The 25,958-nt window shown below is 71.7% G+C and carries 21 protein-coding genes and 3 pseudogenes; 13 read left to right on the top strand and 11 right to left on the bottom strand.

The features are described 5' to 3' along the window. The 4 genes and pseudogenes from ACFY2A_RS17945 to ACFY2A_RS17960 all read right to left on the bottom strand — a co-directional run. Positions 1–1,930: pseudogene (locus tag ACFY2A_RS17945) on the bottom strand (hypothetical protein); the annotation flags it as partial. 78 nt (positions 1,931–2,008) lie between these two features. After that, complete coding sequence (locus ACFY2A_RS17950) at positions 2,009–2,338, bottom strand: cupin (protein ID WP_363918468.1); 330 nt, start codon at positions 2,336–2,338, stop codon at positions 2,009–2,011. Next, positions 2,335–3,285: an LLM class F420-dependent oxidoreductase gene (locus ACFY2A_RS17955; protein ID WP_387173076.1), complete on the bottom strand. Its 951-nt coding sequence runs from the start codon at positions 3,283–3,285 to the stop codon at positions 2,335–2,337. Before ACFY2A_RS17955 ends, ACFY2A_RS17950 begins: the two co-directional genes overlap by 4 nt. A 28-nt stretch (positions 3,286–3,313) precedes the next feature. Then, a complete protein-coding gene (locus ACFY2A_RS17960) occupies positions 3,314–4,099 on the bottom strand; it encodes an ABC transporter ATP-binding protein (protein ID WP_387172850.1) in 786 nt (261 codons plus the stop codon). Between the two features lie 267 nt (positions 4,100–4,366). Here ACFY2A_RS17960 and ACFY2A_RS17965 point away from each other — a divergent pair, with 267 nt between their 5' ends. Beyond that, positions 4,367–5,392 (top strand): ABC transporter substrate-binding protein, encoded by a 1,026-nt coding sequence (locus tag ACFY2A_RS17965; protein WP_363918472.1) that lies wholly within the window; start codon positions 4,367–4,369, stop codon positions 5,390–5,392. 97 nt (positions 5,393–5,489) lie between these two features. Next, on the top strand, positions 5,490–6,350 hold the full coding sequence (locus ACFY2A_RS17970) for an ABC transporter permease (RefSeq protein WP_387172852.1): 861 nt from the start codon (positions 5,490–5,492) through the stop codon (positions 6,348–6,350). 71 nt (positions 6,351–6,421) lie between these two features. Here the strand turns inward: ACFY2A_RS17970 and ACFY2A_RS17975 are convergent, their stop codons facing one another. Continuing rightward, complete coding sequence (locus ACFY2A_RS17975) at positions 6,422–7,603, bottom strand: ABC transporter substrate-binding protein (protein ID WP_387172854.1); 1,182 nt, start codon at positions 7,601–7,603, stop codon at positions 6,422–6,424. A gap of 445 nt (positions 7,604–8,048) precedes the next feature. On the opposite strand from ACFY2A_RS17975, the gene ACFY2A_RS17980 reads away from it, so the two are divergent. The 4 genes from ACFY2A_RS17980 to ACFY2A_RS17995 are packed head-to-tail and all read left to right on the top strand — an operon-like array spanning position 8,049 to position 12,554. Next, on the top strand, positions 8,049–11,141 hold the full coding sequence (locus ACFY2A_RS17980; RefSeq protein WP_387172856.1) for a nitrate- and nitrite sensing domain-containing protein: 3,093 nt from the start codon (positions 8,049–8,051) through the stop codon (positions 11,139–11,141). Then, positions 11,138–11,545, top strand: coding sequence for a roadblock/LC7 domain-containing protein (locus ACFY2A_RS17985; RefSeq protein ID WP_099849649.1), 408 nt, complete (start codon positions 11,138–11,140; stop codon positions 11,543–11,545). The genes ACFY2A_RS17980 and ACFY2A_RS17985 overlap by 4 nt, the downstream gene beginning before the upstream one ends. Before the next feature lie 42 nt (positions 11,546–11,587). Continuing rightward, the gene (locus ACFY2A_RS17990) at positions 11,588–11,950 is read left to right on the top strand and encodes a DUF742 domain-containing protein (protein WP_099849651.1); all 363 of its coding nucleotides are present in this window, start codon (positions 11,588–11,590) and stop codon (positions 11,948–11,950) included. Then, on the top strand, positions 11,931–12,554 hold the full coding sequence (locus ACFY2A_RS17995) for an ATP/GTP-binding protein (protein ID WP_363918481.1): 624 nt from the start codon (positions 11,931–11,933) through the stop codon (positions 12,552–12,554). Before ACFY2A_RS17990 ends, ACFY2A_RS17995 begins: the two co-directional genes overlap by 20 nt. Before the next feature lie 94 nt (positions 12,555–12,648). On the opposite strand, the gene ACFY2A_RS18000 is transcribed toward ACFY2A_RS17995, so the two are convergent. The 6 genes and pseudogenes from ACFY2A_RS18000 to ACFY2A_RS18025 all read right to left on the bottom strand — a co-directional run. After that, entirely contained in the window at positions 12,649–13,737 is a 1,089-nt protein-coding gene (locus tag ACFY2A_RS18000; RefSeq protein ID WP_363918483.1) for a uroporphyrinogen-III synthase, read from the bottom strand. Beyond that, entirely contained in the window at positions 13,737–14,084 is a 348-nt protein-coding gene (gene nirD, locus ACFY2A_RS18005) for a nitrite reductase small subunit NirD (RefSeq protein WP_363918485.1), read from the bottom strand. Before nirD ends, ACFY2A_RS18000 begins: the two co-directional genes overlap by 1 nt. Continuing rightward, on the bottom strand, positions 14,081–16,603 hold the full coding sequence (nirB, locus tag ACFY2A_RS18010; RefSeq protein WP_387172861.1) for a nitrite reductase large subunit NirB: 2,523 nt from the start codon (positions 16,601–16,603) through the stop codon (positions 14,081–14,083). The genes nirD and nirB overlap by 4 nt, the downstream gene beginning before the upstream one ends. After that, positions 16,600–18,045 (bottom strand): FAD-dependent oxidoreductase, encoded by a 1,446-nt coding sequence (locus tag ACFY2A_RS18015; protein WP_387172863.1) that lies wholly within the window; start codon positions 18,043–18,045, stop codon positions 16,600–16,602. Before ACFY2A_RS18015 ends, nirB begins: the two co-directional genes overlap by 4 nt. Further along, a pseudogene (locus ACFY2A_RS18020) lies at positions 18,042–18,623 on the bottom strand (molybdopterin oxidoreductase family protein); the annotation flags it as partial. The gene ACFY2A_RS18015 and the pseudogene ACFY2A_RS18020, both read right to left, overlap by 4 nt. Before the next feature lie 95 nt (positions 18,624–18,718). Beyond that, a pseudogene (locus tag ACFY2A_RS18025) lies at positions 18,719–20,120 on the bottom strand (molybdopterin oxidoreductase family protein); the annotation flags it as partial. Between the two features lie 237 nt (positions 20,121–20,357). Here ACFY2A_RS18025 and ACFY2A_RS18030 point away from each other — a divergent pair. The 7 genes from ACFY2A_RS18030 to glmM all read left to right on the top strand — a co-directional run bounded on the left by ACFY2A_RS18030 (position 20,358) and on the right by glmM (position 25,833). Beyond that, positions 20,358–21,056: a class I SAM-dependent methyltransferase gene (locus tag ACFY2A_RS18030; protein ID WP_387172865.1), complete on the top strand. Its 699-nt coding sequence runs from the start codon at positions 20,358–20,360 to the stop codon at positions 21,054–21,056. A gap of 136 nt (positions 21,057–21,192) precedes the next feature. After that, positions 21,193–21,450: a hypothetical protein gene (locus ACFY2A_RS18035; protein ID WP_155214581.1), complete on the top strand. Its 258-nt coding sequence runs from the start codon at positions 21,193–21,195 to the stop codon at positions 21,448–21,450. Continuing rightward, positions 21,428–21,733: a type II toxin-antitoxin system PemK/MazF family toxin gene (locus ACFY2A_RS18040; protein WP_387172868.1), complete on the top strand. Its 306-nt coding sequence runs from the start codon at positions 21,428–21,430 to the stop codon at positions 21,731–21,733. Before ACFY2A_RS18035 ends, ACFY2A_RS18040 begins: the two co-directional genes overlap by 23 nt. Positions 21,734–21,841: 108 nt before the next feature. Further along, positions 21,842–23,209, top strand: coding sequence for a nitrate/nitrite transporter (locus ACFY2A_RS18045; protein WP_363918497.1), 1,368 nt, complete (start codon positions 21,842–21,844; stop codon positions 23,207–23,209). A gap of 210 nt (positions 23,210–23,419) precedes the next feature. Continuing rightward, positions 23,420–23,863, top strand: a complete 444-nt coding sequence (gene rplM, locus ACFY2A_RS18050) for a 50S ribosomal protein L13 (protein ID WP_093411456.1) — start codon at positions 23,420–23,422, stop codon at positions 23,861–23,863. A 20-nt stretch (positions 23,864–23,883) separates the two neighbouring features. After that, complete coding sequence (gene rpsI / locus ACFY2A_RS18055; protein ID WP_018784602.1) at positions 23,884–24,348, top strand: 30S ribosomal protein S9; 465 nt, start codon at positions 23,884–23,886, stop codon at positions 24,346–24,348. A 132-nt stretch (positions 24,349–24,480) separates the two neighbouring features. Then, a complete protein-coding gene (gene glmM / locus ACFY2A_RS18060) occupies positions 24,481–25,833 on the top strand; it encodes a phosphoglucosamine mutase (protein WP_363918500.1) in 1,353 nt (450 codons plus the stop codon). Positions 25,834–25,958 lie beyond the last annotated feature (125 nt).

Genomic DNA, 25,958 nt, shown 5'->3' on the forward strand with positions numbered 1-25,958 from the left:
GGGCTGGGGCTGGGGCTGGGGCTGGGGCTGGGGCTGGGGCTGGGGCTGGGGCTGGGGCTGGGGCTGGGGCTGGGGCTGGGGCTGGGGCTGGGGCTGGGGCTGGCTCGGCGGTCGGCGCGGTCGGCGCCGTCGCTGTCCTGGGCGACTGGTCCGCCGACGGGGTCGGTGGCCGGGGTGTGCGGGGTGTGCGGGCGCGGCGGGGCGTCGGAGTCTTGCCGGTGGGGGCAACCGGCGCCGCGGCCTCCGTCGTGGTCGGTGCCGTCCGGGGCAGGTCGCTGCCGTCGCCCACCGGCGCCGGATCGGTCGCAGCCTCGGAATGCCCGGCCGTCTCACGCGTCCCCGCCTCGCGATCCGGCTCTGCCTGCCGACCGCTCCGTTCGCCACCATGGGACCGTTCGCCGCTGCGGGTGCGATCGACGGCGTGGGTTCGGCTTCCGGCTTCGTCGGCACGCCCGGCACCGTCGTCCGCAGGGCCGGTACCGTCGGCCCGTTCGCCGTCGCCGATGCCTCCGCTGTCGTCGGAGCGCACACCGCCCCAGGGCTGCTCTCTGTTGCCGGTGCCGGTGGCCCGTGCAGCGTCCAGCGGTGTGGCGGCCGGCGGTGCGGCGGCCGGCGGTGTGGCGGCCGGCGGTGTGGCGGTGGGGGATGTGGCGGCTCGCGGTGCGGCGGCCGGTGGTGCGGCGATGGGAGGTGCGGCGGCCGGCGGTGCGGCGGCTGGGGGTGCGGTGACGGCGGCGGTGGCCTGGCCGCGGGTGTCCGCATCGTCGGCGGTCGGCGTGGTCGCGGTGGCGGACGGGTCGGTGTGCGCGATGGGCCAGTGCCAGTGTGGCGGTGAGCCGTCGAAGGCGGCGGCGCGGGGACCGTCGTCGGAGCGGATACCGCCGGTCGACCGGTCGGTCGCGGTGCCGCCGTCGACAACGACGACCGGGTGTGCCGGGGTGGCCGCCGCGTCGGCCGAGTCCCGGGCCGCCGCGGGTAGCGCGGGGGCCGCGGGCAACGGTTGGAGGATGGCGGTCGGCTCGATGGCCGTCCCGCTTGTGGGTGCGGCCCCGCTGGTGGGTGCCCGGTGGGCGGGCCGGCCGGTGACAGTCCAGGGCACCAGGGCTGCCGCGGCCGAACCGAGCGCGCCGACCACCACCGCGAGCAGCGCCGCGTAGTAGGGGGTCAACTGGTACCGATCGCCCGTGTCACCCGGGCCGGCGGCCAGGTAGGCGAACGCCACCAGCACCGGTCCGGCGACCCCGCTGGGCCCGCTGACAAGTGGCGGATGCCCGCGCCACCGGGCCGCCGCCGCGGTCGCCGCGCCGGCCAGCAGGGTCACCGTCGGCAGGATCAGCAGCGCCAGTTGCTGCGCGGTGCCGGCGGTGAGCCAGGCCGGCTCCAGGACGCCGAGGCGCACCGGGGCCAGTGGTCCGCTCGCCCCCAGCGACGGCAGCACGGACAGTAACGCGAGTAGCCAGACGGCTGCGGCCACCGCTGCCATGTTCCAGGCGAACGGCGGCCGGACCAGCACGGCCAGCGCGGCACCGGCACCGACCACCGCGCCGAGACCGGCACAGATGGCCACGGCCCAGACCGGATCGACCGAGATGAGCTCGGCGTTGCGGGCCGGCTGCATGCACAGTGGTGCCACGACCGTGGCGCCCAGCGCGGCGCTGCCCGCGACGGCCAGTTGCCGCGGGGTGCCGGTGAGCTGCCCGCCGTGACGGGCCAGCCGCTCGGTGAGCACGGCACCGATCACGGCGGCGTTCGTGGCGAACCAGCCGGCCCAGACGAGCTGGGCCGGCCACTGGTTGATGCTCGCGCCGGTGAAGCTTCCGGTTAGCCGGACGATGCCGAAGCCGAAGGCGAGGCCGAGCTGACCGGCACCGGCCAACAGGCTGACGCCGAACGCGGTGAGCAGTAGTCGGCTCGATGTCCGATGGGCCATGACCGGCACGTTACGGTCCGTCGCCACCGATCGCCACCGGCACGCCGTGGACGGACGTACGACCTGCTCGCGGCGGGTCTACTTGAGCTCGACCAGCCGGGCCAGGTATGTCGTGTCGCCGACGTTCGTGAGCATGTGCACCGCCCCCGGATCGCGGTAGACCACTCCGCCGGTCGGCTCGTCGGCGTCGATCCGCACACCGTCGACAGTTTGAATAAGGTTCTTCGCGCCTTGGACGGCCACCACGAGATAGGGGTGGTCGTGCCGGTGCAGCGGCTGACCTTCACCGGGCTCCAGCCGGATGTGCCAGACCCGAACCCGGTCGTTCTCGAAGACGATCTCCTGCCCCACCGGGCCGAGCACGGGCTCGGAGCCGGGCGTGGCAACGTCGGGTGGCGTCTCGGTCATCGGATTCCGTCCAGTCGGGGGAGCACCTCGGCGGCGATCAGTTCCAGGTGGTCCAGGTCGGTGAGGTCGATCAGGCGTAGATGCACCCGCGTGGCGCCGATCGCCGCGAACTCGCCGATCCGGTCGACCAGTTGCTGCGGTGAGCCGACCACCGGGTCCTCCGGCGGCAGGGCGCTCTTGACGTGCAGCGGCGCCGCTCGCCGTCGGGCCTCGCCGTCGGTACGCCCGATCGCCACCACGATGCCGGCGGAGAGCGTCAACGGCCGACGCCCGGTGCCGGCGCGGTCGACCCGCTGACCCGCCTCCTGGACCCGCTCGTACGCCTCGCGGGCCTGTTCGACGCTGGTGAAGGGGACGTTGAACTCGTCGGCGTACCGGGCGGCAAGCTCCGGGGTGCGCTTGGGGCCCCGCCCTCCGACGATCACCGGAGGGCCGGGGGTCTGCACCGGTTTGGGCAGCGCCGGACAATCGGTGAGCCGGTAGTGGTCACCGACGTAGGTGAAGGTCCCGCCGGACGGGGTGCCCCACAGGCCGGTGATCACTTCGAGCTGTTCGGCGAGGCGGTCGAAGCGCTCGCTGGTGCTCGGGAACGGAATGCCGTAGGAGACATGCTCCCGGGCGTACCAGCCGGCACCGATGCCCAGCTCGACCCGCCCGCCACTCATCTGGTCGACCTGGGCCACCATCACCGCCAGCGGGCCGGGTAGCCGGAACGTCGCCGAGGTGACCAGGGTGCCCAGCCGGATCCGGCTGGTTTCCCGGGCGAGCGCCGCCAGGGTCAGCCAGGCGTCGGTCGGGCCGGGTAGGGCTGGTTCGTCACCCATGGACTGGTAGTGATCGGCTCGGAGGAAGGCGTCGAAGCCGCCCTGCTCGGCGAGCCGGGCGAAGCGGAGCTGGTCGTCATAGGTGGCGCCCCGGTGCGGCTCCGTGAAAACGGCCACCCGCATGCTCATCGCGTCACCTCGCTGCGCTCGCTCATCGTCCCTCCGTACCGGCTCCCGCCGGCTGGTCGCGTTCCATCAGCAGTTCGTGCAGGTCGGCACTGACCTGGGCGACCTCGGCCAGATGCGCGTTGCGACCCAGGGTGCGCGGGCGGGGAATGGTCACCTCGACGACCTTGCGGACGCGGCCGGGGCGCGGGCTGAGCACCACCACCCGGTCGGCGAGCAGCACCGCCTCGTCGATGGAGTGGGTGACGAAGACGACCGTCGCGCCGTTGCGCATGTGCACCCGCTGGAGTTCGCCGGCGAGTTCCTCGCGGGTGAGCGCGTCGAGCGCGGAGAAGGGTTCGTCCATCAGCATGACCCGGGGGTCGCCGATCAGCGATCGGCACAGCGAGACCCGCTGCTGCATGCCACCGGACAGCTCGTGCGGCAGCCGCTTCTCGAAGCCGGACAGCCCGGCCACGTCGAGCAGGTCCCGGGCCCGGTCCCGGTGCGCGGCCCGCTTCCAGCCGAAGACCTCCACCGGCAGCAGGACGTTGTCCAGCACGGTGCGCCAGGGGAGCAGGGCCGGCCGCTGGAACAGCATGGCGATGTCCCGGCGCGGTCCGGTGACCGGCTTGCCGGCGACGGTGACCTCGCCGGAGGTGACCGGGATCAGACCGGAGATCAGCCGCAGCAGGGTGGACTTGCCACACCCGGAGCGGCCGAGTACCGCGACGAACTCACCGTCGGCGACGTCGAGGTCGATGCCCCGCAACGCCTCGACCCGACCAGCGCGGCCGTCGAAGGTGCGCGACACCTCGGAGAGTCGGATCATCGCCGACGGGCCTCCCCTGAGTGGAAAGTCAGGAACTGGCAAAGGCTATCGGCCTCGGTCCTGTATCGCACCGTCCGGGGTGGACATCACTTTGTATCCGTTCCGCAACCCGGTACGCCTGGCGTCGCAAAGGTGGGGTTCTCGTACGCTGTGCCCGCGAGAGTCCCCCTCGATACGCGGTGTCGGCTTCCATCCGGCTGCCGGTGCCGCCCCGACAACTCCCTTCCGGCGGCCCGACGCCCCGGTTGGAAAGGACAAGGTGCACTGATGAGAAGGCTGACCCGTACGGTCGCCGCGGCCACGATGGCCACCGCGCTCGCCCTGGTCTCCGCGTGTAGCAGCGGCTCGGACGACAGTGACGGCAACGACGTCGGCTCGTCCCTGGAGCAGGTGACGTACCTCACCTCGTTCGGCAACTTCGGGCGTGACTCCTACGCCTGGGTAGCCAAGGAGAAGGGCTACTTCAAGGACGCCGGTTTCGACGTCGAGATCAAGCCGGGGCAGGGCACCGGCGCCGTGATCCAGACGGTCGTCGGCGGTCAGGCGCACTTCGGCCCGATCGACCTGACCGGTGGGCTGCTCCAGCTCGGCAACGGTGACGCGAAGGACTTCGTCGCGGTGGCCGCCATCCAGCAGCGCACCATGGCGGCCATCGCCACTGTCGACGGCACGGGCATCACCACCCCGAAGGACCTGGAGGGCAAGACTCTCGCCGACACCCCTGGCTCGGTGGTCCGCAACCTCTTCCCGACGTACGCGCGCATGGCCGGCATCGACTACACCAAGGTGAAGTGGGTCAACGGTGAGGCGCAGACCCTGATGGGCACGCTGGCCTCCGGTTCCGTCGACGGAATCGGCCAGTTCGTGGTCGGCCAGCCGACCATCGAGGCAGTGACCAAGAAGAAGGCCGTTCTGCTGCCGTACAGCAACGTCATGCAGGACCTTTACGGCAACGTGCTGATCACCTCCAAGCAGTACGCCAGTGAGAAGCCGGAGCAGGTCAAGCGGTTCACCGAGGCGCTGCTCAAGGGCCTGGAGTACGCCCTGGCGAACCCGCAGGAGGCGGCTGAGATCCTGGCCAAGAACGCCGAGGCGGTCGTTCCCGCTGCTGCCGCTGCCGAGTTGCAGCTGATGGCCGGCTACGTCCGCTCCAGCAACTCCGGCACCGCACTGGGCACGCTGGACAGCGGCCGGGTCGCCAAGAGCATCGCGATCCTGCGTGGTGCCGGCGCTCTGAAGTCGGATCTCACCCCCGACCAGATCATCGACTTCAACCTGGCGCCGAAGGCCTGAGCCGCTCGGCACCGCGCGGAGTGCGCCGCACCGCATCGCCGGTGCGGCGTGCTCTGCTCCCCGCTCACGAAAATGCGCCGAACCGCAGGAGGATCCGATGACCGACGTCCGTCCACGGCAGCCGGAGGCGACGCTCACCCCCGAGCAGTCCCCGGCCGCACCGCGTGGCCGACGGTGGCGAATGGGTGACCTGCGCTCGGGTGCGACGGCCGCGTTGCTTCCGGTGGCCGGGCTGCTTGTCGCGCTCGGTCTCTGGTGGCTGGTGGCCCGGCTGGAACTGATCCATCCGGCCGCCCTGCCGCCGCCCGGTGACGTGCTCGCGGCATTCTCCGACCGGCCGGCCCGGCTGCTGGAGCACACCGTCGCCACCACCGGCGAGATCCTGATCGGCTTCGCGCTCTCCGCGGTGGCCGGGGTGCTGATCGGCCTGGCGCTGGCGGCCTCCCGGACCGTCGAGCGGATGTTCACCCCGCTGCTGGTGGCGGTCAACGCCGTTCCGAAGATCACCCTGGGCCCACTGCTGGTGGTGGCGCTCGGTTGGGGTCAGAAGCCGATCCTCACAATGGTCTTCCTGCTCTGCTTCTTCCCGATCGTGTTGTCCACCGCCACCGGCCTGACCACCACTCCGGCCGAACTGGCCGAACTGGTGCGGTCCTGGAACGCCTCCCGTTGGCAGGCGTTCCGCAAGGTCCGCTTCCCGGCCGCGCTACCGCAGATCTTCGTGGGCCTGAAGGTCGCCATGCCGCTGGCCGCGATCGGTGCCGTGATCGGTGAGTTCCAGGCCGGTGAGGGTGGTCTCGGCTACGTGATCCAGCAGTACGCCGGCATCGGCGACACCGCCACCGCGTGGGCCGCGATCATCCTCGTCGCCCTGGTCAGCATCCTGCTCTACGCCGCGCTGGTCCTCGTCGAGCGGCGCAGCCTGCCCTGGCTTCGGGAAACCACCTCCACCCGCTGACCACACCAGCCACCCAAGAGATCACCCACGGCTGACGGTCGGTCGTCACCTGCGAACAGGGGACGGACCGATCAGCTCGCCAGCCTCCACCGGCCGTTCCGGGCGATCAGGGTCGTCAGCGCCTGCGGCATCAGCCCGGAGTGGTTGTCCGGCGTCATCCGGATCGGACCGGACAGGCCGTCCATCTGAGACGTCTCCAGCACGTCGCGGAGGCGGTCCCGGTCGACCTCGCCGATGGGTCCGCCGGCTCGCAGCTCCGCGTCGGCGATCAGCTGGATCGCGTCCGCGGCGAACGAGGCGGAGCCGTGGTAGCCGCCGTACCGGGCGGTGTAGTCCTGGAACCACTGGCGGCGCGCGGCCTTCGCGGGGGTGGTCGCGATGACGTCGTCGATCACCATCGTCTGGGTGAAGACCAGGGTGGCCCGTTCCGCCGACCTGGCGGCCGAGCCGAGGAAGAGGTCGCCCGCGGCCGAGGCGTCCAGGAACAGGGCACCTGTGTAGTTGGCCCGCTTGACCGCGCTGGAGGCGAGCATCGCCTGCTCCGGCGGGGTCCAGATGACCAGAGCGTCGGGGTCGGCCGAGGCCAGTCGGCCGGCCTGCCCGTCCAACTCCGTGTCGGTGCCGCGGGCGGACGCCTCGGCCAGCACCTGGATGCCGACCTTGCCGAACTCGCGGCGCAGGGCCGTTGCGCCCTCCTGGCCGTAGGCGTCGTCGCTGCGCAGGAGGCCGACCGTGTCGATGTTGCGGCGGCGCAGTTCGACGGTGAGCGCCGCGGCGTTGTCGGCGGCGTTGGGAGCCAGTTTGAACATGTAGCGGCGTTCCGCGACCGGGTTCACCACGGCGCCGGCCGCCGCGAGCGCGATGGTCGGGATCCGGTTCTCATTGACCGTGCGCACCGCACCGACCGCGCATTCGTTGCAGCCACCCATGACGATGGCGGTGACCCGCTTGTCGTTGCTGAAGTCGACGATGTTCCGCAGTGACTCACTGGCGTCGGAACGGTTGTCCTTCAACAATAGTTCGACCGTACGGCCGTTGAGTGCGCCCGAGGCGTTCAACTGATCGCGCTTCAGTTCCAGGGCCTGCCGGTACGCCTCGCCGACTCCGGCCGCAGCGCCGGAGAGTTCCAGGTCGGCGGCGATCACAATCGGGCTCGTGTCCTGCTCCTCCCCGCCGAACTGACAGCCGGCGAGGGTGGTGGCGAGCAGGGTCGACACGAGCGCCGTGGCGGTCGCGGAGCGGAAGGGGGTCAACTCGGTCCTCCTGATGCGGCACGGGCGGGGCCCGGTCACCGGCGGCTCATCCGTCCTCTGTGGATAATGAGACGGCTCTGCCGTACCGTGTGCGCGAAGCCTGCAAAACCTTGCCAATGCCGGGCGCTGTGGTCAAGCGGGTCAGTGAGAACGTTTCGGGACGCCGATCCCACATGCTGGCGTAACCAAATGTTTTCAAATGCTCACTGTGGCGAGTCGTATGGCCACTCTGGAGTTACATGCCCTGTTCAGGGGCGCTGTGGAAATGTAGGTATTAGTTGACCGCATCACGGGTTGCATGCCGTCCGACCGTTTCCTGCCCTCCTGCGGCTTCCCAAACACGATCTCGTCTGATGAAATCGCGGCCGTGCCGCGCGTGGCGCCGGCCGTCGCTCCGCGTACGGGTCGGCGGTCCTGGCGGGAAGAAATCGACGGAGGCGATGTCGTGAGCACCGGACCGACGACCCTGCCCGCCCGTGGTGACGCCGCGCAGAAAAACAGCGGTTGGCTGCCCCGGCTGCGCGACGCGCGGATCCGGTCCAAGCTGGCGCTGATTCTGGTCGTTCCCGTGGCGGCGGTCATCGCGCTTGCCACGGTCCGCCTGGTCTCCGTCGGTGAGGGTGCCTACGACGCGAGTCAGTCCCGCGCACTCACGGCGCTGTCCATCGATGTCTCCGCGCTGACGAACGACCTGCACGCCGAACGGATGGCGGCGGCGGCCTACCTCGCCGCACCGCAACAGCGGGCCGACGCGTACAACCTGCGGGTCCGCGAGACCCAGCAGCGGATCGACGAGTACCGCGCGGAGCGGGACCGGGTCGGCGACGCGCCGGCGGCGGTCCGCGACCGGCTCGCAGCCATCGACGCGCACCTGGACACCCTCGACGGCACCCGGCAGGAGGTGCTCGCCCGGGAGCAGATGGAGGTCGCCGAGGCGGCGCTGCGCTACGGGGTGGTCCTCAACGACCTGGTCGCCTACGGCGACGGGCTGGCCCAGTTGCCCGGCGACGAGGAACTCGGTGACAGTCGCCGGGCGGTCGCTGCCTTCGCCCGGGCGAAGGCAGCCGTCGCCGAGGAGGAAGCGGTCACCTTCACGGCACTCAGTGGCGGCCGGCTGGACAACGAGCAGTTCTCCGCCTTCGTGGCCACCCTCACCGGACAGCAGGAGGCGCTGGTCGCCTTCTCGCTCGCCGCCGACCCGGTGCAGCGTGCCTTGGTCGAGAGCACCGTTTCCGGTGACGCGGTGGTGCTGGCCGACCGGATCGCCACCGACATCAGCCGGTCGGTCAACCAGCGTGCGCCGTTCACCGCACAGGAAGCCACGGCAGCGATCGGCGCGGTCAACGAGCTGATGCGGTGGGCCGAGATCGAGCTGCAGAGCCGCCTGCTCGCCCAGGCCGAACAGGCCCGCTCCGACGTCCTCCGGCAGGCCGTCGTCGAGACCACGCTGGTGCTGCTCACCCTGATCATCGCGGTGACCCTGGCCGTGGTGCTGGCCCGCTCGCTGAACCACTCCCTGCGCCGGCTGCGGGAGGGCGCGCTCTCCGTGGCGAACCACGACCTGCCGGAGGCGGTGCGTCGGCTACAGGGGATGGGCAACGTCAGCGACGGCAGCGTCGACGAAATCGTCCGCGAGGTACGCGACCCGATCCAGCTCAGCAACCGCGACGAGGTGGGGCAGGTCGCCTCGGCCTTCAACGTCGTACACCGGGAGGCGGTCCGGGTCGCGGCCGAACAGGCGGCCCTGCGGACCAGCGTCTCGGCGATGTTCCTGAACCTGGCTCGACGCAGTCAGACCCTGGTCGACCGCATGATCGGCGAACTGGACGCGATCGAGCGCGGCGAGGAGGATCCGAAGCGGCTCGCACAGCTCTTCGAGCTCGACCACCTCGCCACCCGAATGCGCCGCAACGACGAGAACCTGCTCGTGCTGGCCGGCGCGGACTCGGCCGTGCCGCGTCGCGACGACGCCCTGCTGGTGGACGTGCTGCGGGCCGCGCAGTCCGAGGTGGAGCTCTACAACCGGATCGAGTTCGGCACGGTCGACACCGACGTGTCCGTGGCGGCCCACGCGGTCAACGACGTGGTGCGGCTGGTGGCCGAGCTGCTCGACAACGCCACCCGCTTCTCGCCGCCCAACACCACGGTGGTGGCCGACGGGCGACGCATCCGGGACTACGTGCTCATTCAGATCGAGGACCGCGGTCTCGGCCTCTCCGACGAGCAGTTGGACGCACTCAACCGGCGGCTCGCCGCACCATCCGCCGTCGACGTCGCGGCGTTCCGCCTGATGGGCCTGGCGGTGGTCAGCCGACTGGCAGCCCGCTACGGCATCCGGGTCGAGTTGCGCCGCAACGTCGAGGGCGGCACCGTCGCGCAGGTCACCCTGCCCGCCGCCACCGTGGTGCTGCCCAGCCTGCGCGGTCGCGACCAGGCGATCACCCGACCCCGGCAGCCGCTCGCGGTCGAGCAGACCCCGCTGGCGTCGGTCGGTCTCGGTGATTCGGCCGGCGGCACGGGTCGCGGCAACACCGCGACCCTGGTCGACCGGTGGCACAACGGCACTTCCTCCGCCCCGCCCTGGCCGGCGACGGAGGCGGCCCCCGCCGACCCGCCACCGGCCCGTACGCCGCCGGCCTTCAACGGATTCAACGCGGGCACGCCGACGGTCGCGCAACCCACCCTCGATCCGCTGCCGAACCGGGGTCTCGGCGACCACAGTCAGTCCGCAGCGTCCGGCCTGCCGGTGGGGCCGGTCGCGGGTGCGGGGGTCGCCGCGCCGACCAATTTCGCCCCGGCCGCTGGTCAGCAGCCCGGTGGCGGAGATTTCGACGGCTCCGGGTTCCGTGGTCTGGGCGCCAGTCTGGCCGCCACCGCACCACCCCCGACGCGTCCGATCACCGTGCCACCCGAGCAGTCCTCCGAGGCGCCGATCTTCCGGGAGATGGAGGCGGTCTGGTTCCGGTCGCACGGCAACGACGTCACCACGATCTTCAGCCGGCCACAGTTCGACGAGCCGCCCCCGCAGGCGGCCGCCAGCCCACCGGCGCCTCCTGTCGAGCCGACCAGGGGACGGAGTCCGTTGCCAACCCGCACGCCGGGTGCGGCTGCCGCCGCGACACCCGCGCCGCCACCGTCGTACACTTCCTCGTCCGTCAGCACGGCCGGTCCGGCGCCGAGCGCGCCGCCGACCCAGCCCGCGCCGCCACCGCCGTCCGCGCCACCGCCGTCCGCCCGGCCCGAAACCGGCCACCCGGAGGACGACGCCTGGCGGACAGCGGCCGACGAGGGCTGGTCACGGGCCAGCCGGGCGGCCGAGCCCACCCCCGCCGGTACGACCCGGTCGGGGCTGCCCAAGCGGGTGCCCCAGGCGCAACTCGTGCCGGGTGGCATCGAGCCTCGCGGCGGGCGTGAGCACGGCCGCCGGACCCCAGACGAAGTACGCGGTCTGCTGTCGGCGTATCACCGAGGCGTCCAACGTGGTCGGACGGCCGGAGCCAGTCAGAACAGCACCTCGACCAAGGAGACGAGCCGATGAACAGGCCAGCGGCCATACAGGACATGGGTTGGCTGCTCAGCAACTTCGCCGACAGCGTGGCAGGTATCGCCCACGTGGTGGCGGTGTCCGCGGACGGGCTGCTGCTCGCCTCCTCCCGGGACCTGCCGACGGACCGGGCGGACCAGCTCGCCGCGATCACCTCCGGCGTGGTGAGCCTGACCGAGGGCGCCGCCCGGATGTTCAGTGCCGGCGGGGTGTTGCAGACAGTGATCGAAATGGACAGTGGCTACCTGTTCCTGATGTCCATCAGCGACGGATCGTCGATGGCGGTGCTCGCGGCGCGTAGCTGCGACGTCGGTCAGGTGGGCTACGAAATGGCGCTGCTGGTGGAACGGGTCGGTGCGGCGCTGGTACCGCTGCCCCGGGACGCGGTGCGGTCGTAACGGGTGCACCGGACCGGCGGAGGGCAGAGGAGGTGATCGCGGATGGATCGGCAGCGTGACCCACGGGGTGCGCTGGTTCGGCCGTACGCGGTCACCCGGGGCCGGACCGAGCCGTTGCAGGACATCGCCCTGGAGGCGGTGCTGGTGGCCAGTCCCACCCAGATCGCCGAATCACGTTTCGCCGGGCACGACAAGCATCGCATCGCCATGGTCTGCGAGGGCCGGCCCGAGTCGCTGGCGGAAATCGCCGCGTACACCCGGTTACCGCTGGGTGTCGCCCGGGTGCTGGTCGCCGACATGGTGGCCGAGGGCCTGTTGACGCTACAGACGGCCGCTCCCGCCACAGGTTACGAGGAGCGGATGGAAATGCTGGGAAGGGTGCTGAGTGGACTTCGCGAGCTATGACCCCGCCGGGGCCCGCCAGAGCCGGGGAATCATCTCCGCGAAGATCGTCGTCGCGGGTGGCTTCGGTGTCGGCAAGACCACGCTTGTCGGTGCGATCTCCGAGATCACACCGCTGACCACCGAGGCGGTGATGACCTCGGCCGGAGTCGGCATCGACGACCCGTCCAAGGTGCCGGGCAAGGAGACCACCACGGTCGCCATGGACTTCGGCCGGATCACCATGGCACAGGATCTGATCCTGTACCTCTTCGGTACGCCTGGCCAGACCCGGTTCTGGTTCATGTGGGACGAGATCATCCGAGGCGCGGTGGGCGCCGCGGTGCTGGTGGACACCCGCCGGATCACCGACGCGTTCGCCCCGCTGGACTACTTCGAGAACCGCAACCTGCCGTACGTGGTCGCGCTCAACCGGTTCGACGGTGCGCCGCAGTACGAACTGGACGAGGTCCGCGAGGCACTGGCCATCTCGCCGGACGTGCCGTTGGTGATGACCGACGCTCGGGAGCGCGAGTCGGTCAAACGGGTCCTGGTGACCGTCGTCGAGCACGCCATGGCGCGACTCCAGGCCGAGCACGACCGGGGTTTCCCGACTCCGGTCGGATAGGCCCGCTGAGTCTTCGGCGCCATCCGCCGGCCCGGCCGCAACCGGGCCGGCGGGTGGCGTGCCGCTCAGTCGACGCGAGCGGGTGGTGTGCCGCTCAGTCGACGCGGAGGCGGTAGCCCCGTTTGACCACCGTCTGCACGACGCGTGGCGCCTTCAGGCCGGCCCGCAGCCGGGCCACCGCCATCTCCACCGCGTGCTCGTCGGCGCCGCGCGGCAACGTCCGCAACAGGGCGGTACGCGACAGCACCCGGCCCGGCGTCTGCGCCAGCGCCCGCAGCACCGCCATCGGCGCCGGGGCCAGCGGACGCAGCTCGCCGTCGACCACCGCGGCGTGGCCGCGCAGGGTGAGCAGGTGCCCGGCGACCTTGATGGTCACCGTACGGCGGGGCAGCTCGTCGACGATGGTGCGAACCAGCGCGCCGAGGCGGGCCCGGCTCGGCGCGCTGACCGGCACCCCGCGTCGGATCAGCGGCTCGGCGGTGACCTGCCCGACGCAACTGGCCAGCACGTCACTGCGCAGCGCGTCCAGCACCGCGTCCGTGCGGTCGCCGGAGGCCCGCAGCAGCGCCTCCACCGCCGGTGCCGAGGTGAAGGTGACCGCGTCGACCAGCCGCCCCGCCACCAGGTCGACCAGGCGGTGCAGCGGCGCGGGGTCGGTCGGCGGGGCCCAGCGGTAGACCGGGATCTCGATGACCGTGGCACCGGCCTCCTCCAGCGCACGGGTGCACTCCGGCTGCCGTTCGCCGTGCAGCTGCATGGCGATCACCTGACCGGACACGCCCCGCTGACGCAGGTGATCGACCACCTCGTCGCAGCTCTCCGAGGCGGGCGACCACTGGTCGAACAGTCCGGCCGCGCGGATCGCCCCACGGGCCTTGGGGCCCCGGGCCACCACGTACGCGTCACCGAGGACCCCGCGCAGCGGCTCGGCGAGCCCCCAACCCTCGGCCGCCTCCAGCCAACCGCGCATCCCGATGCCGGTGTTGGCCATCAGGATGTCGGGCGGCCGTTCCAGGCAGGCTCGAGTGGCCTCGCGTAGCTCGGTGTCGTCCGCGAGCGGCACGATCCGCAGGGCGGGAGCGAGCACCACCCGGGCGCCCCGCCGTTGGAGCAGCGCGGCGAGTTCGTCCCGCCGCCGGTCGGCGGTCACCCCGATGGTGAAGCCGGCCAGTTCCTCGCGCATCAGCCCTCCTGTCGCAGCCGCACCTCGACCATGCCGTTGTGGCAACGGATCTGGTGCCGAGCGACCGAAACGCCCGGCAGGTCGAGACAGTCCCCCGTGCGCAGGTCGTACACCTGCTTGTGCAGCGGCGACGCGACCGTCGGCACCTCACCCCGGCTGCCCACGATGCCGCGGGAGAGCACGTACGCCCCGGAGACCGGGTCGAGGTTGTCGATCGCGTACAGCCCGTCCGTGGTCCGGAAGATCGCCACCTGCACCCCGGCGACGAGGGCGGCGACGCCCCGGTCCCGGTCCAGGTGCTCCAGCGGGCAGACGGTGACCCAGCTCAGTACCGTCGCGGCGGTCATCGACGCACCTCCGGCAGGCCGAGCGCGACCGGTTGGCGGCCCTGTGGGCCGGACGGATGCCCACCGACGGGCACCGGCTGTCCGCGTTCGGTGACGAAGGTGATCGACGGGTCGGGCACCTCCGGCGCGTTGACGAACGAGGTGAACCGGCGCAGTCGGTCAGCGTCGGCCAGGACGTCGCGCCACTCGTCCGAGTACGACATGACGTGCCGGGCCATCGCGGCGTCCAGTTCTTCGCAGAGGCCGAGCGAATTGTCCACGATCACCGCCCGGAGGTGGTCCAGGCCCCCGTCCATCGCCTCGATCCAGGCGGCGGTGCGTTGCAGCCGGTCGGCGGTACGGATGTAGTACATCAGGAACCTGTCGATAAGCGTGACCAGCGCTTCGGTGGACAGGTCGGTGGCGAACAGATCGGCGTGCCGTGGCCGGAAGCCGCCGTTGCCGCCGACGTAGAGGTTCCATCCGGTTTCCGTGGCGATCACACCGAAATCCTTGCTGCGGGCCTCGGCGCATTCCCGGGCGCAGCCGGAGACCGCGGATTTGATCTTGTGTGGGGCGCGGAGTCCCCGGTAACGCAGCTCCAGCGCGACGGCCAGGCCGACCGAGTCCTGCACTCCGTAGCGGCACCAGGTGGAGCCGACACAGGACTTCACCGTGCGCAGCGCCTTGCCGTACGCGTGCCCGGACTCGAACCCGGCGTCCACCAGCCGGCGCCAGATCTGCGGTAGCTGGTCGACCCGGGCGCCGAACAGGTCGATCCGCTGCCCGCCGGTGATCTTGGTGTAGAGGTTGAAGTCGCGGGCCACCTCGCCGATGACGATCAGCTTCTCCGGGGTGATCTCTCCGCCCGGGATCCGGGGCACCACCGAGTAGCTGCCGTCACGTTGCAGGTTGGCCAGGAAGTGGTCGTTGGTGTCCTGCAACGAAGCCTGTTCGCCGTCGAGGATGTGACCGTTGCCGAGCGAGGCGAGGATCGAGGCGACGACCGGTTTGCAGATGTCGCAGCCCTGCCCCCGACCGTGCTCGGCGATCAGCCGGGAGAACGTCCTGATGCCGCGTACCCGGACGATGTCGAACAGCTCCTGCCGGCTGACGTCGAAGTGCTCGCACAGCGCCTTCGACTGGACGACGCCGGCCGCGTCGAGCAGTTGCTTCAGCATCGGTACGCAGGAGCCGCAGCTCGTCCCGGCCCGGGTGCACGCCTTCAGGGAGGCCACGTCGGCGCAGCCGTCCGTGATCGCCGTGTCGATGTGCGCCCGGGTCACCGCGTTGCAGGAGCAGACCTGGGCGGTCGCGGGCAGGGTGCCGGCCGTGGCTCCCACCGCGTCGTCGCCGGCCAGCAGGGCCAGCGGTGCGGCCGGCAGCGGCCCACCGACGCTGGCGCGCAGCGTCGGATACGCGCTGGCGTCGCCGACCAGCACCCCGCCGAGCAGCGTGGACGCGTCGTCGGAGAGGACCAGCTTGGCGTACACCCGGGCGGCCGGGTCGGTCCAGGTGACGTCCAGGCAGCCGGGTGTCGCACCGTGCGCGTCGCCGAACGAGGCGACGTCGACACCGAGCAGCTTGAGCTTGGTGGCGGTGTCCGCACCGGGGAAGGTGGCCGCGCCGCCGACCAGTCGGTCGGCCACCACCTCGGCCATCGCGTAGCCGGGGGCGACCAGGCCGTAGCAGGTGCCGTCGACCGCCGCGCACTCGCCGACCGCGTAGATCCGCTCGTCGGTGGTCCGGCAGGCGGCGTCGACAAGGACGCCGCCGCGTGGACCGATGTCGAGTCCGGCCGCCCGGGCCAGTTCGTCGCGGGGTCGGATGCCGGCGGCCACCACCACCAGGTCGGCGTCGAGCACCGCGCCGTCGGCGAGTTCCAGCGCGGCCACCGCCCCGTCCGCGCCGGGCCGCAGCGCGGTGGTCGCCACGCCCAGGTGGCAGGACACGTCCAGGTCCTCGACGTAGCGCCGGAGCATCGCGCCACCGGCGGTGTCCACCTGCACCGGCATAAGCCGCGGGGCGAACTCCACCACGCTAGTGGTCAGCCCGAGCAGGCGCAGCGCGTTCGCCGCCTCCAGGCCGAGCAGCCCGCCCCCGATCACCGCACCGGTGCGGCGGTCCTTCGCGTACCGGCGGATGGCGGCGAGATCGTCCAGGGTCCGATAGACGAAGACGCCGGTCAGGTCCGCTCCCGGCACCGGTGGCACGAACGGGTACGACCCGGTCGCGAACACCAGGACGTCGTACGGGTGCTCGCCGGACGTCGTGGTCACCACCCGGCGGCTCCGGTCCACGCCGGTGGCCGACTCGCCGAGGCGCAACTGCACCCCGTCGTGCGGGGTGTGCAGGTTCAGGTCCTCCTCGTCGGCACCGTCGAAGTACGCCGAGAGCCGCACCCGGTCGTACGCCGGCCGGCTCTCCTCGGCGAGCACCGTGACCCGCCACCGCCCCTGTGGGTCGCGGGCCCGCAGCGCGTCCACGAACCGCTGGCCTACCATGCCGTTGCCGATGACGACCACGTTGCCGCCGGTCATCGCCCCACCTCCACGGGATCAGTTCTGGACAACCAGTCGACGATGCCGGCGACCGCGTCGCGGCAGCTGCCGCAGCCGGTGCCGGCCCGGGTCCCCGCGACCACGGCGTCGACCGTGCGGGCTCCGTCCCGCCAGCAGCGCACGAGGGCGCCCTTGCTCACCGTGTTGCACTGGCAGACCGTGGCCGCGTCCGGCATCAGCGCCGGTGACGCGGCCGGTGCCGCGACCGCCCCGCCGACCGCCCGGCCGAGCAGCAGCGCCCGCCGGTCGGTGGGCACCGGGTGGCCGCGGTCGAAAAGCTGGATCACCGTGCCGACCGAGGGGTTGTCGCCGAGCAGGATCGCGGCGGCCAACCGTTCGTCGTGGATGCGCAGCCAGGCATAGGTGCCCCGGGTCGGGTCGGCGAAGGTCAACTCCTCCCCGGGGCCGGCCGTCGGGTCACCCATCGCGGCGAGATCGATGCCGGCCGCCTTGAGCCGGGTGACCATCGGTCGCGGCCGGTACCGGGCCTGCGGGTCCTGCCCGGTCACCACCTGGGCCACCACCCGCGCCTGTGCCCAGGCCGGTGCCACCAGCCCGGTAAGCGTGCCGTCGTGCTGGGCGCAGTCGCCGATCGCGGAGATCCGCTGGTCGCTGGTGCGCAGCCGGTCGTCGACCAGCACGCCCCGCTCCACGGTCAGGCCGGCGGCCGCGGCGAGGGCGGTGTCGGGGCGTACGCCGCAGGCGAGCACCAGCAGGTCGGCGTCGAGCGACCGACCGTCGGACAGCTCCAGCCGCACCCCCGCGGCGTCGGCGTGTACCGCGGTCGGCTCCACCGCCAGGTGGGTGGTCACGCCGAGATCGGCGAGCGTACCGGCGAGCATGGCACCGGCAGCCGGGTCGAGCTGACGGTCCATGAGGTACGGCACCCGGTGCACCACGCCCACGTCGAGCCCGCGCAGAGCCAGCCCCCGGGCCGCCTCCAGGCCGAGCAGCCCGCCGCCGAGCACCAGGGCGCGCCGGGCGGTACCCGCGAGGGCGAGGATGCGCCGGCAGTCGTCAAGCGTGCGAAACGGGATCACCCGCTCCGGAAGGTGCTCCGGGTCGAGCCCGGGCAGGGCGGGCACCACCGCCCGGCTGCCGGTGGCGAGGACCAGGTGGTCGTAGCGGATCTGGTCGCCGTCGTCGGTGCGTACCAGCGCGGCGGCGCGGTCGATCGCGCTCACCGTCACCCCGGTACGCAGGTCGACGCCGCGCCCGGCGACCTCCGCCAGCTCCACGTCCGACTCACCGATCTTGCCGGTGAGCAGGGTGGACAACATGATCCGGTTGTACGCGGGATGCGGTTCCGCGCCGAGCACGGTGACCTTAAGGTCCTCGCCACGGGCGTGCAGTTCCCCCGCCACCCGGGCACCGGCCATCCCGTTGCCGACCACCACGACCCGCTCGCTGCGCCCGGTCATGCCTTCTCCACCCGTACCGCGCAGATCTTGAACTCCGGCATCCCTGAGACCGGGTCGACGGCGTCGTTGGTGACGGAGTTCGCCCGTGCCGGCCCACCCCAGTGGAACGGCGCGAAGACGGTGTCCGGCCGGATGCCCGGGCTCAGCCGGGCCGGTGCCTGAAACTCGCCGCGCCGCGAGAGCACCCGTACCGGCTCGCCGTCGGCGACGCCCAGCCGCTCGGCGAGGTCCGGATGCAGCTCCACGAACGCCTCGGGGGCGGCCCGACGCAGCGCGGCCACCCGGCGCGTCTGGGTGCCGGACTGGTACTGGGCGAGTACCCGGCCGGTGGTGAAGTGCAGCGGGTAGTCGGCGCAGACCTCCTCGGCTGCCGGTCGATGCTCCACCGGGTGGAACCGGGCCAGCCCGTCGGGTGTGGCGAAGCGCTCGGTGAAGAGTCGGGGGGAGTCGGGCCCTTCGTCGTCGGGACACGGCCAGAAGACGCCGTCCGCGGCGTCGATCCGGTCCCAGCTGATCCCGGCGTAGTCGGCGATGCCGCCGGCCGAGGCCCGGCGCAACTCGGCGAAGACCAGGCGCGGGTCTGCCGCCTCCGCCTCACTCGGCCGTGCGCCCGCTGTCGGGCCGGTGCCGTTTTCCGGCACCGGGCGGAGCGGAGGTGCGCCCCGCATCCGGGCGGAGAGGGCGGCCAGGATCTCCAGGTCGGTGCGGACGCCCGCCGGGGGCGGACGTAGCGCCCGGCGGCGCAGCACCCGCCCTTCCAGGTTGGTCATCGTGCCGTCCTCCTCGGCCCATTGGGCGGTGGGTAGCACCACGTCGGCCAGCGCCGCCGTTTCGGAGAGCAGGAAGTCGGCGACGACCAGCAGGTCCAGGTCGCGCAGGCGGCCCTCGACCCGGGCGGCGCGGGGTGCGGAGACCACCGGGTTCGAGCCGAACACCAGCAGCGCCCGTGGCCCCTGGTCGGTGCCGAGCGAGTCGAGCAGTTGGTACGCCGGCACGCCCGGACCGGGCAACTCGTCGGCCGGCACCCCCCAGACCCGCGCGACGTGGGCCCGGGCCTCCAGATCGTCGATCTTGCGGTACCCAGGGAGCTGGTCGGCCTTCTGCCCGTGCTCCCGGCCACCCTGCCCGTTGCCCTGCCCGGTCAGGCAGCCGTATCCGGAGCCGGGGCGACCGGGCAGACCGAGCGCGAGGGCGAGGTTGACGAAGCCGGTGACGGTGTCGACGCCCTTGGCGTGCTGTTCCGCGCCGCGTGCGGTGAGGATGATCGCCCGTTCGGCGGTGCCGAGGGCTCGCGCGGTCTCCTCCAGATCGGCCACGGGCACGCCGGAGAGCGCCTCGGCGCGCGCGGGCCACCAGCCGGCCACGGTGCGTCGCACGCCGGTGAATCCGGTGGTACGGGTGGCGACGTAGTCACCGTCGACGTACCCCTCGGTCAGGGCGATGTGCAGCAGTGCGCTGGCCACCGCCAGGTCGGTGCCGGGCAGCGGTTGCAGGTGCAGATCGGCCTGCCGGGTGGTGGCGGTCACCCGTGGGTCGACCACGATCAGCTTGCCGCCCCGCTCCCGTTGCTCGGTCAGCCAGCGCACCAGTGGCGGCATGGTCTCCGCCGGGTTCGCGCCGACCAGCAGCAGGGTGTCCGCCCGACCCAGGTCGGACAGCGGGAACGGCAGACCCCGGTCCACGCCGAAGGCGCGCATGCCGGCGGCCGCGGCCGAGGACATGCAGAACCGTCCGTTGTAGTCGATGTGTCGGGTGCCCAGTGCCACCCGGGCGAACCGGCCCAGCGCGTACGCCTTCTCGTTGGTGAGCCCGCCCCCGCCGAAGACCGCGACCGCGTCGCGGCCGTGCTGCTCCTGCACGTCGCGAAGGCCGGCGGTGATCCGGTCCAGCGCGGCGTCCCAACTGGCCGGGCGCAGCTCGCCGGTGGTCGGGTCACGCAGCAGGGGACTGGTCAACCGTTCCGGGTGGCTGAGCAGTTCCGTCGAGGTCCAGCCCTTCTGGCAGAGGCCGCCCCGGTTGGTGGGGAACTGACGAGGCAGCACGCTCACCGCGTCCTCCTCCTCGCGCAGGACCATCCCGCACTGGAGGGCGCAGTACGGGCAGTGGGTCGCCACCTCCCGGGGCTCCTGCCCCGGGCGCGTCGCCGGCCGTGCACCGTCTGTCATGTCGGCAAAGCGTGCCGTTGGGCAGTTTCCGGGCCGCGTCCCGTTTGTTTCGGTCCTGTCAAGAGCCCCTCACACCGCACCGCGGCTGGGGGCCGGCTCGCGAGGTCTATGATGTGGAACGAGAATCCTGTTATATGGGAGGCTGTCATGAGCGTGGCCGGGGCGTTCGACGCGGTGGCGGGTAGCTACGACGCCGCCCGGCGCAGGCTTGTGCCCTGCTTCGACGCGTTCTACACCACAGCCGTCGAGGTGGCCGCGCCACCGTTGCGAGCCGCCCTGGCGGCCGGGCGTACGCCCGAGGTGCTCGATCTCGGCGCCGGGACCGGTCTGCTGTCGGCGCTGCTCTCCGCCGCCGTGCCCGGCGTGCGGCTGACCCTTGTGGACGCCGCGCCGCAGATGCTTGCCGTCGCCGCCGAGCAGTTGGCCGGTCGAGACGTCGCGCACCGGGGGGTGGTGGCCGACCTGGCTGACCCGCTGCCCGTCGGGCGGTACGACGCCGTGGTCAGCGCGCTGGCCATTCACCACCTGGACGACTCCGCCAAGCGTGACCTCTACCGGCGGGCGGCCGGGTCGCTGGTGCCCGGTGGAGTCCTCGTCAATGCCGAACAGGTGGCCGGCCCGACCCCGGAGCTGGACCGGCGTTACCACGACGTCTGGCTGGCCCAGGTCGCGGCGCTCGGCTCCGACGCCGCCGAGATCGCCGCCGCCGAGCAACGGATGACCTACGACCGCCCCGCGTCGGTCACGGAGCAGTGCCGTTGGCTGACCGAGGCGGGCCTGGATGACGTGGACTGCTTCTTCAAGGCATGGCGCTTCGCCGTTATCGGCGGCCACGCGCCGGGCTGAACCGTCGACGATCCGTCCGCGCCATCAGCTCGACAGCGCAGACAGGGGAGAGTTCGGGCTGTCGGCTGCGGTGACCCGGCGGGCGAGGGGTACTTCGGGGATGACTGGGAGTCATACTCGCGGGTAGTCTGCCGGTATGACAGCCAAGGTGACTTTGTCGTTCGCCGACGAGACGATCGCGGATGCCCGGCGGTTCGCCAAGCGGGAGGGGCTCTCGCTCTCCGCCTGGATGGACCAGGCGGCCCGGGAGAAGGCGCTGCGCGAGGTCTTCGCCGCGCACGCCGCCGCGGTCGGGCGGGCCGGGCTGGATCTGGAGTCCGCCTCGCTGGCCGACGCCCAGGAGGTCGGCATGGTCGACGATCTGCTCTTCGGTGGTCCGCCGCGTGCTGCGTAGGGGCGAGGTCTGGCGGATCGAAGGAGCCCGGGAACGCCTCGGCCTGGTGATCAGTTCAGATGTCTACAACTCCACGGCGGTGCCCATCGTGATCGTGGCCGAGGTGGTGGAGGCGGCGCTGCTGCGCGACTCGCCACTTGCGGTTTCGATGGGAGACCGGGTGGTGATGCCCGACCGGATCTCCTCGCCGATGAAGAAGTGGTTCACCGAGTGCGTGGACGTCGCCGACGCGGAGACGATGCGGCGGGTGGACCGGGCGTTGCGCATCCTTCAGCAAATCTGAGCCGACGCGCTCCTCACCGCGGTCGTCGATCAGTGGTGCGATCCCCGTTGCCCGGCCGACCCGAACGGCGAACGCCGCGGTAACGGCGGCTGCCTAGCTTCTGCGGGCATGACCACCACGAGCGAACAGCCGACGGTAATCGAAGAGGAAAGCCTGGATCGCCGACCAGGTCGGTGGATCGGGCACTGGGCACCGGAGGATCCGGCCTTCTGGCAGCGGACCGGCCGCGGCGTCGCCCGGCGCAACCTCATCTGGTCGATCTTCGCCGAGCACATCGGCTTCTCGGTGTGGCTGCTCTGGAGCATCGTCGTCGTCCGGCTCGGCGACTCCGGTTGGCAGCTCACCACCAGCCAGGCGCTCTGGTTGACCGCCGTGCCCAGCGGAGTCGGCGCCCTGCTGCGACTGCCGTACACCTTCGCCGTGCCGGTCTTCGGTGGCCGCAACTGGACCGTCATCTCCGCGCTGCTGCTGATCGTGCCCTGCGCCGGACTGGCCTGGGCGGTCGAGCACCCGGAGATCGGCTTCGTGTCGTTGCTGCTGATCGCGGCAACGGCAGGATTCGGCGGCGGCAACTTCGCCTCCAGCATGGCCAACATCTCCTTCTTCTATCCGGAGCGGGAGAAGGGATGGGCGTTGGGGCTCAATGCGGCCGGCGGCAACATCGGGGTGGCCGTCGTGCAGTTCGTGGTGCCCCAGGTGATCGTGCTGGGCGGCGGGCTCGCGTTGGCCCGGGCCGGTCTGATGTACATCCCGCTGGCGGTGATCGCCGCCGTCTGCGCGTACCTGTTCATGGACAACCTGGTCGAGGCGAAGGCCGACGTGCGGCCGGTCTGGTCGTCGCTGCGGCACCGCGACACCTGGATCATGTCGCTGCTGTACATCGGCACCTTCGGCTCGTTCATCGGCTACTCGGCGGCCTTTCCCACCCTGCTCAACTCGGTGTTCGGCCGGCCGGACGTCGCGCTGGCCTGGGCGTTCCTCGGCGCGGGAGTGGGCTCGCTCTGCCGGCCGTTCGGTGGCCGCCTGTCCGACCTCGTCGGCGGGGCCCGGGTCACGGTGGCCAGCTTCGTGCTGATGGCGGTCGGTGCCCTGGGCGCGCTCTGGTCGGTCGAGCAACGCAGCCTGGGCCTGTTCTTCGTGGCCTTCCTGCTGCTCTTCGTGGCCACCGGCGTCGGCAACGGTTCGACCTACCGGATGATCAGCAGAATCTTCCAGATCAAGGGTGAGGAGCAGGGCGGTGCCCCGGAGGTGATGCTGGCGATGCGCCGACAGGCCGCGGGCGCGCTGGGCATCATCTCTGCGGTCGGTGCCTTCGGTGGTTTCCTGGTGCCGATCTGTTACGCCTGGGCCCGGTCGACCTACGGGGGCATCCAGCCGGCGTTGCGCTTCTACGTGGGGTTCTTCCTGGTGCTGCTGGTGGTCACCTGGGCGGCGTACCTGCGTCCCGGCAGTCGGATGGCCCGCGCCGGGGTGTGACAACCGTCATGTCGGCCCCCGTCCGCCCCCGCCGGCCGGACCCCGTTTTGACCGGCCGGCGGGGCTGCGGGTATCGTTGCCTGCTGTTGTACGACATCTGTGGGCGTGCCGCTTGAGGTACGCTTGGTCGTTCGTGCGCGCTGGTCCGGCTGGGATGTCCTGGTCACCTCGGCGCGCTACCCCAGACCGACGACGAGACAAGGTAGACCTGTGCGTACGTACAGCCCGAAGCCGGGTGAGATCGAGCGTCAGTGGCACGTCATCGACGCCTCTGATGTCGTGCTGGGCCGCCTGGCCACCCACGCCGCCACGCTGCTGCGGGGCAAGCACAAGCCGACTTTCGCGCCGCACGTCGACACGGGCGACTTCGTCGTCGTCGTGAACGCGGGCAAGGTAGCGCTGACCGGCAACAAGCGCCAGCAGAAGATCGCTTACCGGCACTCCGGTTACCCGGGTGGCCTGAAGCAGGTCGGCTACGAGGAGTTGCTGGCCAAGCGTCCCGAGCGGGCCATCGAGCTGGCGGTGAAGGGGATGCTCCCGCACAACAAGCTCGGCCGTCAGCTCATCAAGAAGCTGAAGGTCTACGCCGGTGCCGAGCACCCGCACGGCGCGCAGCAGCCGGTGCCGTTCGAGATCAAGCAGATCGCGCAGTGAGCGCGGGCGAAGGAAGCAGCATGACCGACATCACCGCCACCGAGGTCGCCCCTGAGGCCACCGAGGCGCCGGCGCCCGTCGCGCGCGCGCCTCGTGGTGACCGCCCGATCCAGACCGTGGGTCGGCGCAAGGAGGCCATCGTCCGGGTGCGCATCGTGCCGGGCACCGGCAAGATCACCTGCAACGGGCGTGACCTGGAGGCGTACTTCCCGAGCAAGGTGCACCAGCAGCTGATCAAGGATCCGCTGGTGACCGCCGAGAAGCCCGAGGCGTTCGACGTCATCGCCAACCTGCGCGGCGGCGGCACCACCGGCCAGGCCGGTGCGCTGCGGCTGGCCATCGCCCGGGCGCTGATCGTCAGCGAGCCCGACGACCGTCCGGCCCTGAAGAAGGCCGGCTTCTTGACCCGGGACGCCCGGGTCAAGGAGAGCAAGAAGTACGGCCTCAAGAAGGCCCGTAAGGCTCCCCAGTACTCGAAGCGCTGACCTCCAGCCGCACCTTGTACTTCTGACGGACGGCCGGTCCGCCTCCCCTCGGCAGGGAGGTGGGCCGGCCGTTTCGTCGCCTCACGACAAGGCTTTTTTCCTGTATCGGCAGTTCATCGGAGGTTGGTGGGTATGGGCCGGTTGTTCGGCACGGACGGCGTACGCGGGCGGGCGAACGCCGATCTCACCCCGGAGTTGGCGCTCTCGGTGGCCGTCGCGGCCGCCCACACCCTCGCCGAGTCGGACCGTGGCCGCGCCCCACTGGCCGTGGTTGGTCGGGACACCCGGGCCAGCGGCGAGATGCTTGAGGCTGCCGTGGTGGCCGGGCTGACCAGCGCGGGCGCGACGGTGATCCGGGTGGGTGTGCTGCCCACCCCGGCGGTGGCGTTCCTCACCGCGGAGGCCAAGGCGGATCTCGGAGTGATGTTGTCGGCCTCGCACAACCCGATGCCGGACAACGGCATCAAGCTGTTCGCGGCCGGTGGGCACAAGCTGCCCGACGAGATCGAGATGCGGATCGAGGCGGCGATCGAGGCCAACGCCACCACCGCCTGGAAGCGCCCGGTCGGCGCGGGAGTGGGCCGGGTGCACGACCTGCTCGACGGCGCGAACCACTACGTGCAGCACGTCGCCGGAACGGCGGCGCACCGCCTCGACGGGATCAAGGTCGTGGTCGACTGCGCCAACGGCGCCGCCGCCGAGGTGGCCCCGGCCGTCTACCGGGAGGCCGGTGCCGAGGTCATCGCGATCAACGCCGAGCCGGACGGGCTCAACATCAACGATGAGTGCGGCTCCAACCACATCGAGGCGCTGCGCCAGGCGGTGGTGCAGCACGGGGCACAGCTCGGCATCGCGCACGACGGTGACGCCGACCGGTGCGTGGCCGTGACCGCCGACGGCGACGAGGTGGACGGCGACCAGGTGATGGCGATCCTGGCGCTGGCCATGCGGGATGCCGGCACGCTGACCGGGGACACCCTGGTCGCCACCGTGATGAGCAACCTCGGTCTGCGCCTGGCCATGTCCGCGGCGGGCATCCGGCTGGTCGAGACCAAGGTCGGCGACCGGTACGTGCTTGAGGAACTGCGCGCCTCCGGGCTCGCCCTCGGCGGCGAACAGAGCGGGCACATCGTGATGCCGGCGTACGCGACCACTGGTGACGGCGTCCTCACCGGGCTGCACCTGATGGCCCGGATGGCGGCCACCGGTCGCTCCCTGGCGGACCTCGCCAGCGTGGTCACCAAGCTTCCCCAGGTGCTGATCAACGTGCCGGTCGGTGACCGCACCGTCGGTGCCGCCGCACCGGCGGTACGCGCCGAGGTCGAGCGGGCCGAGGCCGAGCTGGGCGAGACCGGCCGGGTGCTCCTGCGCCCGTCGGGCACCGAGCCGCTGGTCCGGGTGATGGTCGAGGCCGCCACCGAGCCGACGGCCCGCGACATCGCCGAGCGCATCGCCGCCCACGTCCGCACCGCCAGCCCGGCCTGACCCGGACCGCAGGTGGTGATCGGCTCCACCGTGGCCGGACGGGCCTCCCCCTACTGTGTAGCGTGCCGTGGGACGATGACCGCCGGCCGCCGCACGGGCGGACGCCACATCTCACGGGGGTGACT

The sequence above is a fragment of the Micromonospora sp. NPDC000442 genome (assembly GCF_042898635.1).
Lineage (GTDB): Bacteria > Actinomycetota > Actinomycetes > Mycobacteriales > Micromonosporaceae > Micromonospora.